This is a genomic window from Limnobaculum allomyrinae (assembly GCF_016649425.1).
GTDB classification, from domain to species: domain Bacteria; phylum Pseudomonadota; class Gammaproteobacteria; order Enterobacterales; family Enterobacteriaceae; genus Limnobaculum; species Limnobaculum allomyrinae.
In genome coordinates, this window is the sequence record NZ_JADRCR010000002.1 from 587,072 (window position 1) to 600,561 (window position 13,490).

The window sequence follows — 13,490 nt, forward strand, 5'->3', positions numbered from 1 at the left end:
AGCTCAGTGAAGTTATTAATTGCCAGTCAATGGAGTATTAACATGAGCGAATCGTTACACGTAAGCCGGAATGGACACATTCTGGAGATTATTTTAGACAGACCTAAAGCTAACGCCATCGATGCTAAAACCAGTTTTGAAATGGGTGATGTATTTATTCAGTTTCGTGACGATCCTGAGCTGCGGGTGGCAATTATTGCCGGTGCCGGTGAGCGTTTCTTCTCTGCCGGCTGGGACTTAAAAGCCGCCGCGGAAGGGGAAGCCCCCGATGCTGATTTCGGCCCAGGCGGATTTGCAGGGCTGACGGAGCTTTTCAATCTGGATAAGCCGGTGATCGCCGCGGTAAATGGCTATGCTTTTGGTGGTGGTTTTGAGTTGGCGCTGGCGGCAGATATGATTATTTGTTCTCAAAATGCCAGTTTCGCGGTTCCTGAAACTAAACTGGGTATTGTTCCCGACAGCGGCGGTATGCTGCGCCTGCCGAAAATACTGCCACCAGCCATTGCCAACGAAATGATGATGACCGGACGTCAGATGAATGCCGAGGAAGCCTTGCGTTGGGGGATTGTTAATCGGGTAGTAGAGAGTGGACAGTTAATGGAGGCGGCTCGCGAGCTGGCTCATCAGCTGGCTCTCAGTGCGCCTTTGGCCGTGGCGGCGATTAAGGAGATCTATCGTGAAACCGGAGAAATGTCGGTGGAAGAGGGGTATCGCCATATACGTAGTGGCAAGCTGAAAAATTATCCGTCAGTTCTTCATTCAGAAGATGCGCTGGAAGGGCCAAAAGCCTTTGCTGAGAAACGTGATCCGGTATGGAAAGGAAAGTAAATAGGATCAGAAAGTGATTTGCCAACAGGATACACACTTATATGTTTATCCTGTTGGTGAAAGCTGCATTAACAAAACATCGCCAACCCTTAGCGGTTGGCGTTCTTCATAATCCGCGCTTTATTTAACTGCCATTCACGATCTTTAATATCAGTACGCTTATCGTGCAGTTGCTTACCTTTTGCCACGCCGATTTTGATTTTGCTCCAGGCGTTTTTCCAGTACATGGAAAGGGCAACAATGGTGTAACCATCGCGGTTTGCCAGACCAAACAACTTATCCAGCTCTTTTCTGTTTAACAGAAGTTTACGGGTACGGGTTGGGTCACAAACAATATGTGAGGAGGCAACGTTAAGCGGAATAATGGTGGCACCAAACAGATAGGCTTCACCGTCACGGAATACCACATAGCTATCGCTGATATTGGCTTTGCCCGCACGCATGGATTTTACTTCCCAACCTTGCAGGGCTAAACCCGCCTCGATCTCTTCTTCGATGAAGTATTCGTGGCGTGCTCGTTTGTTCATCGCAATGGTTGCGGAACCGGGTTTGTATGCTTTTTTCTTTGTCATAATGTTTTTATTATACTTAATGCAGATTTGAAAGATATCCCCTAAGCCCTTTGCTCGGGTAATTTTCTTCCATCCGGTTCTATTATATCGGTGTATTGGCTGAATGGTTGTCTGTGGTTTATTTTTTTCTAAGGAATAGAGAGGGGCGATAAGGTTTTTGGTCACAATCCGGTTAGATGATATGATTTGCGCCGTTAAAATTTTTCTCGCTTTTCAGACCCATTGATTAGGAAATGTTATGCAGCGTATCAAACGTTCGGCACTGGTCAATTATAGCGCCGGGCAAATGTATAAACTGGCTAACGATGTGCTTTCTTACCCGAAGTTTTTACCGGGTTGTGTGAGCAGCCGCATACTTGAGCAGACGGAAAATACCATGACGGCATCGATAGATGTCGCCAAAGTGGGAATTCGTAAAACCTTTACCACCAGTAATCAAATGGTAGAAAACTCCATTATTGATATGAAGCTGGTGGATGGGCCATTTCGTACCCTGCAAGGGGGCTGGTTGTTTACGCCTTTAGGTGATGATGCCTGTCGCATTGAGTTTAATCTTGAGTTTGAATTTAGCAGTAAGCTGATTGAAATTGCTTTTGGCCGAATTTTTCAGGATTTAGCGCAAAATATGGTGCAGGCATTCACCCGTAGAGCTAAAGAGGTCTACGGTGTCTGACATTCATATTGAAGTGGTCTATGCCTTACCTGAGCAACAGTACGTTAAAAATCTGACTATAGCGGAAGGAAGTAGCGTAGAGCAGGCTATTATCGCCTCTGGCATTCTGGAAATGCGTAAAGAGATCGACCTGAAGGTTAATAAGGTGGGTATTTTTAGCCGTGGAGCTAAATTAAGCGATCCGGTTCATGATGGCGATCGGGTAGAAATTTATCGTCCGTTAATTGCCGATCCTAAAGAGTTGCGTCGGATGCGGGCGGAACGATCAAAAAAATAAGACGCCATTCGGCGTCTTATTTATGTCATTCGTACCAGTAACTGTTTGGTGTTACTTAGTTTTCTTGCTTCATCATTGAAGTATCGTTATTGATACCGCTTAGTGAACCGCCACCGTCAAACGTGAGTGTTAACGTTTGTTGTGTCACGTCCTGGTGTCCTGGCTGCTGGCGGAAGACATAGAACCAAGTGTCGGAACCAAATGGATCCTGCAACATTGGTGTGCCTAAAATATAAGCCACCTGCTGCTTGGTCATGCCTTTTTGCAGTTTGGAGACGTCAGCTGGCGTTAAGAAATTACCCTGATTGATATCCGGACGGTAAACTACTTTTTGTAATGTAGAACAACCGGTTACCAGAATCCCAAGAGCCACCACAGCGGCAGTCAGCAATTTGCAGCGCATAATAGTACTTTCCTTTAGAACATAGGCTGTCGATGATAATAGACCTTGCGACATTTGGAAACCTTTACTGGTTGTTTATCGAGGTCATTTAGTAAAATTTTATCTGCAAATCTGTTCTTATGCTTCAGATATGTGTTGATTCGACCTCAATTATCACAAAAAGTTGAGCCGCATTAAAACTTTTGTTGTTAATGCGGCTCTTTTTATCGGTGCTTACTATCACTTAACGATTATTCAACCATCTGATTGCTATCAGGCGGCCAGAAGTTCTTTGGCGTTGGCCAGAGTGTTACGGGTGATTTCACTACCGCCCAATAAACGAGCCAACTCTTGTAAACGGGCGTTTTTGTCCAGCAGTAGCATTTGAGTTTCAGTCTCTTCCCCATCGGTTTGCTTGCTGACATAGAAGTGCTGGTGACCATTACCGGCAACCTGCGGTAAGTGCGTGACGCACATAACCTGAGTAGATTCACCTAACTGACGCAGCAGTTTGCCAACGATAGCGGCGGTTGGTCCGCTGATACCGACATCCACTTCATCGAATATTAACGCCGGAGTATCCATTTTCTGTGCGGTGATCACTTGAACCGCCAGAGCAATACGTGACAGTTCACCGCCGGAAGCCACTTTAGATAAACCTTGTAGCGGTTGCCCCGGGTTAGTACTGACCCGGAAATCAACCCGATCCGCGCCTTCCATATTCAGATGCTCTGGCTGCCATTCCACATCAATAACCAATTGACCGTGTGGCATGGCCAGTGAGTGCATACTGTCAGTGATCATGGTAGAAAGCTCAGCCGCGTAGTGAGCACGTTGTACATGCAGGCGTTTAGCCACTTCCAGAGCCTGTTTATGATGCTGTGCAACCGCTTCGGTCAACGCTTCGTAGTCATCGCCCTGACGGTTGATTTGTTGCTGTTCATCCAACAGTTGCTGGTGAAGTTCGGGCAACTGCTCCGGTGCAATATGGTGTTTACGTGCTAAAGCTAATTGACGGGACAGGCGCTGTTCCAGTTCGTACAAACGTACCGGATCCATATCCATTCGCTCTGCATAGTGTCGAAGCTCTTCGCTGGTTTCGCTAACCTGAATAGACGCTTCTTCCAACATGGTCAACAGGCCGGCCATTTTATCATCAATAGCAGAAAGCTCTTGCAGGCTATGTTTAGCGTGGTTCAGCAGGCTGAGTACGTTTTGTTCTTCATTTTCAGCCAATACTTGTAAGGTATCCTGACTCAGAGAGAGCAACTGACCGCTGTTAGCCAGACGTTTGTACTCTTCATCAATTTGTTCGTATTCGCCAGCCTGAGGGGCAAATTCGTTTAATTCTTTCAGTTGATACTGCAATAATTGCTGACGAGATTCATGTTCAAGGCTTTGTTGCTGAAATTGTGCCAACTGAGCACAGCTCTGATGCCAACATTGATATGCCCGTTGCATCTCATTAGCCAGTTCAGTCTGATGCATATAGGCATCAAGCAAGTGTTTTTGGTGTTCAGGTTTTAGCAGTAGCTGGTGAGCATGTTGACCATGAATTTGAATTAACAGCTGACCCAGTTCACGCAGTTGGGAAACGGGAACGGCGGTACCGTTAATAAAGCCACGGGAACGGCCATCGGCGCTGATTACCCGGCGCAGCAGGCACTCTTGCTGATCGTCTAACTGATTATCTTCCAGCCACTGTCGGGCTGCCGGAGTATCTTTCAGGGAGAAGCGGGCACAGATATCGGCCCGATTGGCGCCATTGCGTACCATTGCCGCTTCAGAACGGCTACCCAGACATAAACCCAATGCATCGATAGCAATAGATTTACCGGCACCGGTTTCACCGGTAATGGCAGTCATACCTGACTGAAAATCAATTTCCAGTTCGCGAACAATGGCAAAATTACTAATGGTTAACTGTGCCAGCATGATTATCTTCCTGTATAACTCAACAACTGTAGTTACATACAGTATAATATGGTTTTATATACAGTAAAGAGGGATAACTGTTTTTTCAGAATAATTTTTTTGACCACCCCAATTTTGTACTTAATGTATTGTAGTAACTATAATTTTTAGGGTGAATAAGATTCAGATGTGCCTCACTGCGTTTGATGATCACTTCTTCATCTTTTTGAATCGGCAGTGCTATCTGGCTGTCACAACTGATTTCCAGGTCACGACTGTAGTGAGAGAACTTCAGATGAATAACGCTGTTACTGCTGATAACCAGCGGTCTGGAAGTCAGAGTGTGTGGGAACATCGGTACCAGAGCAATCGCATCCAGCGTTGGCGTCAAAATAGGGCCTCCGGCGGACAGCGAGTAAGCTGTTGAACCGGTAGGCGTTGAAATAATCAGGCCATCGGAGCGTTGAGAGAAGGCAAAATTGTTGTCAATATACACTTCAAACTCAATCATATGGGCCACTTTACCCGGATGCAGCACCACTTCGTTAATCGCGGTGCTAAGGCGGGTTGGCTGACCGGCACGATGCAATTGTGCTTCCAGTAAAAAGCGTTTTTCGGTGATGTACTCTCCGGCAAGCACTTCAGAAAGTTGCTGATGCAGGTTATCCGGATTGAGGTCAGTAAGAAAACCGAGATTGCCGCGGTTAACGCCAATGACTTTAATATCATAGCGAGAGAGAACCCGGGCAGCTCCTAGCATATTTCCATCACCGCCGATCACCACGGCCAGATCGGCCTGTTGCCCGATTTCTGACAGACTACCGGTGGTCATATCTTCCAACTTCAGATCGTTTGCTATTTGTTGCTCTACAATAACAGTATAACCGTTGCTCTTTAGCCAATGGTATAGTGTCTTGTGTGTCGCGAGTGCTGAAGGATGACGAGGGTGTCCAACTAACCCAATGCAACTGAACTTGTTATTATTCATTTAATTTTTCCTGTCAGATGCGACAATAGCATCCATACAATATGAATGACTTCCTTGATTCGTCAATTTTCATCCCCATAATATAAGCGAACAAGTGAGCGTAATGCCAAACTGCGGAGATTTACATGAGTAGTAAAGAACAAAACACCCCTAATGAGCAAGTCTTGGATGAGACATTAAACGAGCACCAGCAAGTGGAAGGCGCAGAACAAGCCGCAGAGTCAGTCGTAAACACGCAATTTTTTGAGCAAATTGCTAACCTGGAAGCTCAACTGGCTCAGGCTCAGCAGCAGGAGCGTGAGAATATTTTACGCGTTCGTGCTGAAGTTGAAAACGTGCGTCGTCGCGCAGAGCAAGATGTGGAAAAAGCGCATAAGTTTGCTCTGGAAAAATTCTCTATTGAGTTGCTTCCGGTGATTGATAACCTGGAACGTGCTCTGGCTTCTGCCGATAAAGAGAATCCGGACTTTGCTGCGCTGTTGGAAGGTGTGGATCTGACCCTGAAATCACTGTTGAATGCGGTACGTAAATTTGGCGTCGAAGTGGTGGAAGAGGTTAACGTTCCTTTCAACCCTGAGTTGCATCAGGCAATGACGATGATGGAATCTGCCGATCATGCACCAAACCACGTAATGATGGTGATGCAAAAAGGGTATACCCTAAATGGTCGTCTGATTCGCCCGGCAATGGTGGCTGTTTCTAAATAGTCAGCATAAAAATTAATGCTAATGAGGCTTGATAATAATTAGCGTTATGATTAATGTGAGATAAGCGTCTAAATTACACCTTATCTCACATTTATATATTTACTATATTATTCATTGAGTTACGTTTTATTTCTTACCTTCTTTTTTGTTTTCTCATCAGATATTTCCTGCCAAATAACCATTAATAGCTAGAGCCTATTCTAACGATAGGTAAGACCGCCCGTGATACTTGATCCGTATCAATTTGATATTTCCCTTACCAGAGATAATCCAAGCGATTTTCATCATGAGGTAGGATTTTCTCATGACATTCCAATAAGACAGAGAAGAATGTGAGGGAACTATGATAAAGAAGCTAATCGTAGGAGCTTGTGCTTTAGGCATAGTCGGTTATCTGGGGACGGCAGCCTATATTTACAATTATGACGCTAAGCGAAGCGAGCGTTTAATTGCTACCGCAGCGCCGAAAGGTGATGCACACGTAAGGGAAATTTTCTATCAGCGCGGTTGTGAATATTGTCATACCGCTAATGCCGAGATGCCTTTCTATGCATCATTCCCGATTGCTAAGCAGTTGATGGAATATGATGTAAAGATGGGCTATGTACACTTTAATCTGGAAGCTACGATGGATAGCCTGGTTAATAATACAGCGGCACCTGAATCTGACTTAGCTAAGATTGAACGTGCAATTCAGGACGAGATCATGCCTCCGGGCCGCTATACTGCGGTGCACTGGAGTGGTGGCGTAACGGCAGAAGATAAAGCAGCTATTCTGGCGTGGGCACAAGAGCAGCGTTCTAAATACTACGTGACTGAAGGTGTAAGTCCGGCCTTTAAGAACGAAGTCGTTCAACCATTACCAGAACCTATGCCAACCGATCCGAAGAAAGTGGCAATGGGTTCTATCCTTTATCATGATAATCGTTTATCCGGTGACAACTCACTTTCATGTGAAACTTGTCATAAGTTGGATGGCGGTGGTGTTGATAACCTGATTACCTCAAAAGGGATTAATGGTTCAATTGGACCAATCAACGCACCAACCGTATTTAACTCGGTATATAACGTTGAGCAGTTCTGGGATGGCCGTGCGAAAAACCTGCAAGAACAGGCTGGTGGTCCACCGCTTAACCCAATTGAGATGGGCTCAGAATCCTGGGATCAAATCATTGGTAAACTATCTCAGGATCCTGCATTGACGGCGGCGTTTACCGAAGTTTATCCGCAAGGTTTCACTGCTGATACGATTACTGACGCTATTGCAGAGTTTGAAAAGACGCTGGTAACGCCAAACAGTGCATTTGACCGCTTTATGAAGGGTGATGATAGTGCATTGACTGCTCAGCAGAAGCGCGGCTTCCAACTGTTTAAAGATAACAAGTGTGGAACCTGTCACGTTGGTAAAAACCTGGGTGGTCAGTCGTTTGAAATGATGGGTCTGAAAGAAGACTACTTCGCTGCTCGTGGTAGCATTACTGAAGTGGATCAGGGTCGTTTCAACTTCACTACCTTTGAACGTGACCGCAACCGCTTTAAAGTACCAACGCTGAGAAACATCGAACTGACGGCGCCATATCTGCATGATGGCAGTATGGACACCCTGAAAGGGGCGGTTGAAATGATGCTTAAGTATCAGTTAGAAGTTAATCTGCCAGAGAAAGATGTAGACGACATCGTTGAGTTCCTGAAGTCTACAACCGGTGAATATAAGCTGGACCAACCGACCAAGCTTTAATATTGACTGAAGGTACAATGTATAACCGCGCTAAATAGCGCGGTTATTTTTTGTCTGTCGAATGGAGAATCAGAGGTTATCCAATTGCCAGCGGATAGGCGTCAGGCCTTGTTGTTCCAGCAATGTATTTGCCTGAGAGAAGTGTTTACAGCCAAGAAAACCACGATGAGCAGACAAAGGAGATGGATGAGGCGCAGTTAATACGTGATGGCGCTTACGATCGATAATACGTCCTTTCTTCTGAGCGTGAGAACCCCATAGCATAAAGACAACACCATCACGATGTTCGTTGATAGATGCAATCACCTTATCGGTGAACGTTTCCCAGCCCAAACTGGCATGGGAGTGCGCTTTACCAGCTTCAACGGTGAGTACGGTATTGAGCAGCATCACACCTTGCTCTGCCCAGCTTTGTAAATAACCATGGTTCGGACGTTGAAAACCGGGAATATCGGTCATAAGTTCTTTATACATATTGACCAGCGATGGTGGTGGTTGAATACCCGGTAATACCGAAAACGACAGGCCGTGTGCCTGATTGGGGCCATGATAAGGATCCTGACCCAGTATCACTACTTTGATGTCTGCCAGTTCGGTTGAGCTGAACGCATTAAAAACATCTTTTTGGGGCGGGTAGATCACCTTTCCAGCCGCTCTTTCACAAGCAACAAATTTGAGAGTGTCTTGAAAGTAAGGCTGCTGCTTTTCCTGACCAATAACATCATGCCATGTCAGTTTGTCGCTCATGAAGGATCTCCTTTCTTTTGAGGGGTATAGCAAGCGCTAAGAAAAAGTTATCGCTGAATAATACAGCAAGGTGACGACGATTATGATCTTTTAATCGCACTTTTGGATGGTGAATTGGCGACGGTTATAAAAAAAGTTGAAAATTTACAAAAATAATTAAATGTTAAAAACCGATAAAAATTGATATAAAACAAAAAGGTGACCAAAACGTAATTTTGAGTGTGGTTTTAAAATTGATTTTAATCAAAGAATCTCAACGGTATCACTGATATATAAGATGAAAAATAATGTTAGTTTTGTATCGCTAATGTTACGACTGAATGAATTCGATATTGTTACCCCAAAAGATTAGGGGGAACTTAAATTTAAATACTGATGGAGGCACCAAATGATTACTGGTATCCAAATTACTAAAGCTGATAACTCTACGTTACTGAACTCTTTCTGGTTGCTGGATGATGAAACCGCTGAAGCACGTTGTGTTTGTGCAAAAGCTGATTATTCAGAAGACCAGGTTGTACCGGTTAGCCAATTGGGCAAAATCGAATACCGTGAAGTTCCAATGGAAGTTAAACCAACTGTACGTGTTGAAGGTGGCCAACACCTGAACGTTAACGTACTGAGCCGTGATACCCTGGAAGATGCCGTTAAGAATCCGGAAAAATATCCACAGCTGACTATTCGTGTATCTGGCTATGCAGTGCGTTTTAACTCACTGACTTCGGAACAACAGCGTGATGTTATTACTCGTACTTTCACTGAAAGTCTGTAGTAGGTAGTTGTTTTTTGGAAGGGCCGCTGGAAACAGCGGCTTTTTTTTATTGTTTTTGAGCGGGTAGTTACAGTGTAAGTTTTGCCGCTTTGGGTGCTGTGTTTATTTCGGCGGTGGTGTTTGTGTCGTGCATTGGGGCGAACGGCCCTCTGCATAGTCTTGCTGTTTGAATGTTTGGTTCAGTGTAAGTTTCGCCGCTTTAAGTGTTGTGTCTGTCTTGGCTGTGGAGCTTGCGTTGAGCAAAGGGGCGTTGGGGCGAATGGCCCTCTGCACTCCCCGCGCCTGCGCAGCCGACTGTTGACCGCCGCGTTGCGGCGGCAACCTCAGTCAGCAAAAAAATGACGCACCGGCGCAGAGCCGGAGTACTCGCCTCATCCATGAGGCTCGACCCTTTGGGTCAGCACTTCGTGCTGTTCAAAATTGCTCCTGCAATTTTGTCCGACGTCGCTGCGCCTCGACCCGCATCCTTGCGGGTCGTGCTATTTTTTTGTTTCCTTCGGCAACATTCGGATGCTTTAACCTGAAGGGCTAAGGGCTAAGGGCTAAGGGCTAAGGGCTAAGGGCTAAGGGCTAAGGGCTAAGGGCTAAGGGCTAAGGGCTAAGGGCTAAGGGCTAAGGGCTAAGGGCTAAGGGCTAAGGGCTAAGGGCTTCAAAAGATAACGGCTCCGAAGGGAGCCGTTATATCATTATGCTTTATCAGTAGGTGTATCCGGAGATGCAGCCTCATTGGCAGGCTTACGTCGTTTACCTACATTTTTGCTGTCCCGATGGCGGACTTTTACTTTGACCTTTTCTTTATTCTTCTCTTTTTTCTTTTCTGCCGCTTTTTCTTTGGCTTTCTTGGATTGTTTACGACCGTTGGTTGGGCCCGGTGCTTTGCTGGTCGGGCGTAATTCATCTATTACGCGTATTTTCAGCGGTTCCTGAAGATAGCGCTCTATTTTGCCCAGCAACAGATGGTCGTGAGATTCCACCAGAGAAATAGCGATACCTTTTTTACCAGCACGGCCAGTACGGCCAATGCGGTGCAGATAGGTGTCCGCTGTACGCGGTAAGTCAAAGTTGAATACGTGACTGATGTCCAGTATATCCAGACCGCGTGCGGCAACGTCGGTGGCTACCAGTACGTTAACAGTTCCATCCTGCAGGCGTTTAATCGCTTCATTACGTTTTGCCTGTACCATTTCACCTTCAAGATAGAAACAGGTGATACCGGCATCACGGAGCCAGGTTACCAGCTCATGTAAACGTTCACGCTTACGTACGAAGATAATGGCTTTATGTACATCGGGCTGTTTTAGCAAATGACAAAGCAGGGCGGTTTTATGTTTAATATCATCAGCACGATAATACCACTGGTGAATTTTTTTACGTTCGCGGCGGGAAGGGTCAGCTTCAATTTCTACCGGATCGTTTAACAGACGCTCGGCGAAATCACGAATAGCTTCCCCTTCCAGGGTTGCGGAAAACAGCAGAGTTTGTTTACGCCAGCGGGTTTCGGCGGCAATGCGTTCGATGTCCTGTGCAAAACCCATATCTAACATACGGTCTGCTTCATCAAGGATCAGCGTTTCTACCGCACGACAGTCAAAATTCTCTTCTTTAATATATTGCAGCAGGCGACCGGTAGTCGCGACCACGATATCTTGATTCTCGCTGAAAACTTCAGCGTGATTCATATAAGCGACACCGCCGGTAATCGTCGCAATGTCCAGATGAGTATGAGCCGCCAGTTCACGCGCTTGTTCTGCTACCTGCATGGCCAACTCTCGGGTTGGTGTCAGGATCAGAATGCGCGGAGGGCCGGACTTTTTGCGCGGATAATCGAGCAGGTGCTGAAGTGCGGGCAGCAGGAATGCCGCAGTTTTACCGGTTCCCGTCGGTGCGGAACCCAGTACATCACGTCCATCCATTGCTGCCGGAATAGCCGCGGCTTGAATGGCGGTTGGGCGCTCATAGCCCTTATCACTTAATGCATCCAGCAACGGCTGGTCGAGATCGAGTGCGGAAAAGTCTAATACTGTCATGGTCTACCTCTGCTTGGGGCGCCGATTATAGATGTATTGAGCGGGATCTTCATCTGTTATTGTTGACATCAGGCATTTATCTTCGTTTTCAGTTAGAATTTATCTGACATTATTGATGGGTGAAATTATTGGCAAAATACAGACTAACTCTCCGTATTAGCCGTAAAAGCGTATGGGCTATTTATGCAGGTTACGATGAAACAGGGCAAGGATAAACCTTTACTTCGCCGCGGCGGTTTCACATTTAAGCAATTCTTTGTTGGTCACGACCGATGTGGAATGAAGGTCACGACAGACGGTGTTATTTTAGGAACCTGGACTAATGTGGGTTCATGTCAGCGTATTCTGGATATTGGTACTGGCACCGGATTATTAGCATTAATGTTGGCACAGCGCAGTGAATCGCAGGCTATGATTGATGCAGTTGAGATCGATCTGGCTGCTTGCCAGCAGGCGCAAGAGAATGTTCAGGCTTCGCCATGGCATCAGCGTATTCGGGTATTTCATCAGGATATTGCTGATTATGCTGAAATAGCGGATAACGGCTATGATTTAATCATTAGCAATCCTCCCTATTTTCCGGAGGGTACGGATTGCCGTGACGAGTCCAGAGCTAAAGCGCGTTATACCCATATTCTTAGTCATCAGAATTTATTGATGTACGTTGATAAACTGTTAGCGCCGCAGGGGAGATTCTCAGTGATGTTACCCTGTGCCTCTGGCGAGCAGTTGGAAAAACAGGCGTTGGATATGGGATGGTTTGTTGCTCGTCGCACATGGGTATGTGATGTACCAGATAAAGCACCTTATATAGTGCTACTTGAGTTATCCAAAATCCCACTGATTTGTGATGAACAAAAGTTGGTGACGCATCAACCAGGAAGAAAAGATTACACCGAAGCATTTAAACAGTTAGCCAAAGATTTTTATCTTGCTCTCTGAAAAATATATAAAAATTGCGTGATGAATTAATGCAATCTTTTGTATAGAGTGAGGCTGAAAATGGAAAATCATGGTAGCCTACACCGAATCAGGCCGGAAACAGAAGCGTATTGGCTGAATATCCTGATGCCATGCACCTGATGGGAGCTCCGGAACGACAAAATAACAGGCAGATTGGTTGAAAAACCAGCTAACGATATCATTACGCGTGAGATGTTGGGAACTAATCATTCAACAGCGTCTCTAAGAAGTTGCTTGCTCAAATTAGGACAACAAATAAGTTTGGCAGCACGAAACGCATCGAGATAGTTGAGGAGACTTTACCTCGAATGAGCGAGCAGTTAACCGACCAGGTGTTGGTTGAACGGGTCCAAAAGGGCGATAAAAACGCATTTAATATTCTGGTTGTTCGCTACCAGAATAAAGTTGCGGGTCTTGTTTCCCGCTATGTACCACAGGCGGATGTCGCTGATGTGGCGCAGGAATCCTTTATTAAGGCCTACAGAGCGTTGGAGTCTTTTCGTGGTGACAGCGCTTTTTATACCTGGTTATACCGAATAGCAGTAAATACCGCGAAAAATTATTTAGTGGCTCAGGGGCGCCGTCCTCCCTCAAGTGATGTGGATGCCGGTGATGCAGAAAACTTCGAAAATGCAGGTGCATTAAAAGAAATTTCGAACCCTGAGAACTTAATGTTGTCTGAAGAACTGAGACGCATCGTTTTTGGAACTATCGAGTCATTGCCTGAGGACTTAAAGATGGCAATCACCCTGCGTGAAATCGATGGTTTGAGTTATGAAGAAATTGCAGAAATCATGGATTGTCCGGTAGGAACAGTAAGATCAAGAATATTCCGGGCCCGTGAAGCAATTGATAATAAAGTACAACCACTGATACAGCGATAGTATTTGTATCTGACTTCC

14 protein-coding genes are annotated in these 13,490 nt (G+C 45.7%); 8 read left to right on the forward strand and 6 right to left on the reverse strand.

What is annotated here, in order from left to right; all coding sequences use genetic code 11:
• Positions 1-42: 42 nt before the first annotated feature.
• A complete protein-coding gene (gene caiD, locus I2494_RS06870) occupies positions 43-828 on the forward strand; it encodes a crotonobetainyl-CoA hydratase (RefSeq protein WP_218466344.1) in 786 nt (261 codons plus the stop codon).
• Positions 829-917: 89 nt separating this feature from the next.
• On the opposite strand, the gene smpB is transcribed toward caiD, so the two are convergent.
• Positions 918-1,400 (reverse strand): SsrA-binding protein SmpB, encoded by a 483-nt coding sequence (gene smpB / locus I2494_RS06875; protein ID WP_108900056.1) that lies wholly within the window; start codon positions 1,398-1,400, stop codon positions 918-920.
• A 238-nt stretch (positions 1,401-1,638) separates the two neighbouring features.
• Here smpB and I2494_RS06880 point away from each other — a divergent pair, with 238 nt between their 5' ends.
• Together I2494_RS06880 and I2494_RS06885 are read left to right on the forward strand one after the other, a co-directional pair.
• Positions 1,639-2,073, forward strand: coding sequence for an SRPBCC family protein (locus I2494_RS06880; protein WP_130592073.1), 435 nt, complete (start codon positions 1,639-1,641; stop codon positions 2,071-2,073).
• Positions 2,066-2,350, forward strand: a complete 285-nt coding sequence (locus tag I2494_RS06885) for an RnfH family protein (RefSeq protein WP_218466345.1) — start codon at positions 2,066-2,068, stop codon at positions 2,348-2,350. The genes I2494_RS06880 and I2494_RS06885 overlap by 8 nt, the downstream gene beginning before the upstream one ends.
• A gap of 55 nt (positions 2,351-2,405) precedes the next feature.
• Here the strand turns inward: I2494_RS06885 and bamE are convergent, their stop codons facing one another.
• The 3 genes from bamE to nadK form a co-directional block, all read right to left on the reverse strand.
• Positions 2,406-2,753, reverse strand: coding sequence for an outer membrane protein assembly factor BamE (gene bamE / locus I2494_RS06890; protein ID WP_218466346.1), 348 nt, complete (start codon positions 2,751-2,753; stop codon positions 2,406-2,408).
• A gap of 252 nt (positions 2,754-3,005) precedes the next feature.
• Complete coding sequence (gene recN / locus I2494_RS06895; protein ID WP_218466347.1) at positions 3,006-4,667, reverse strand: DNA repair protein RecN; 1,662 nt, start codon at positions 4,665-4,667, stop codon at positions 3,006-3,008.
• An 85-nt stretch (positions 4,668-4,752) separates the two neighbouring features.
• Positions 4,753-5,634: an NAD(+) kinase gene (gene nadK, locus I2494_RS06900; protein WP_130592069.1), complete on the reverse strand. Its 882-nt coding sequence runs from the start codon at positions 5,632-5,634 to the stop codon at positions 4,753-4,755.
• A gap of 125 nt (positions 5,635-5,759) precedes the next feature.
• Between nadK and grpE the strand changes: the two genes are divergently transcribed.
• Positions 5,760-6,341, forward strand: coding sequence for a nucleotide exchange factor GrpE (gene grpE / locus I2494_RS06905; protein ID WP_218466348.1), 582 nt, complete (start codon positions 5,760-5,762; stop codon positions 6,339-6,341).
• Between the two features lie 343 nt (positions 6,342-6,684).
• The gene (locus I2494_RS06910; RefSeq protein ID WP_218466349.1) at positions 6,685-8,079 is read left to right on the forward strand and encodes a cytochrome c peroxidase; all 1,395 of its coding nucleotides are present in this window, start codon (positions 6,685-6,687) and stop codon (positions 8,077-8,079) included.
• A 69-nt stretch (positions 8,080-8,148) separates the two neighbouring features.
• On the opposite strand, the gene ung is transcribed toward I2494_RS06910, so the two are convergent.
• Positions 8,149-8,826, reverse strand: coding sequence for a uracil-DNA glycosylase (ung, locus tag I2494_RS06915; RefSeq protein WP_218466350.1), 678 nt, complete (start codon positions 8,824-8,826; stop codon positions 8,149-8,151).
• 388 nt (positions 8,827-9,214) lie between these two features.
• Between ung and grcA the strand changes: the two genes are divergently transcribed.
• Positions 9,215-9,598 (forward strand): autonomous glycyl radical cofactor GrcA, encoded by a 384-nt coding sequence (gene grcA, locus I2494_RS06920; RefSeq protein WP_218466351.1) that lies wholly within the window; start codon positions 9,215-9,217, stop codon positions 9,596-9,598.
• A gap of 686 nt (positions 9,599-10,284) precedes the next feature.
• On the opposite strand, the gene srmB is transcribed toward grcA, so the two are convergent.
• On the reverse strand, positions 10,285-11,625 hold the full coding sequence (srmB, locus tag I2494_RS06925) for an ATP-dependent RNA helicase SrmB (RefSeq protein WP_218466352.1): 1,341 nt from the start codon (positions 11,623-11,625) through the stop codon (positions 10,285-10,287).
• A gap of 195 nt (positions 11,626-11,820) precedes the next feature.
• On the opposite strand from srmB, the gene I2494_RS06930 reads away from it, so the two are divergent.
• Positions 11,821-12,567, forward strand: coding sequence for a tRNA1(Val) (adenine(37)-N6)-methyltransferase (locus I2494_RS06930; RefSeq protein WP_218466353.1), 747 nt, complete (start codon positions 11,821-11,823; stop codon positions 12,565-12,567).
• 329 nt (positions 12,568-12,896) lie between these two features.
• Positions 12,897-13,472: an RNA polymerase sigma factor RpoE gene (gene rpoE, locus I2494_RS06935; protein WP_108900045.1), complete on the forward strand. Its 576-nt coding sequence runs from the start codon at positions 12,897-12,899 to the stop codon at positions 13,470-13,472.
• Positions 13,473-13,490: the final 18 nt, after the last annotated feature.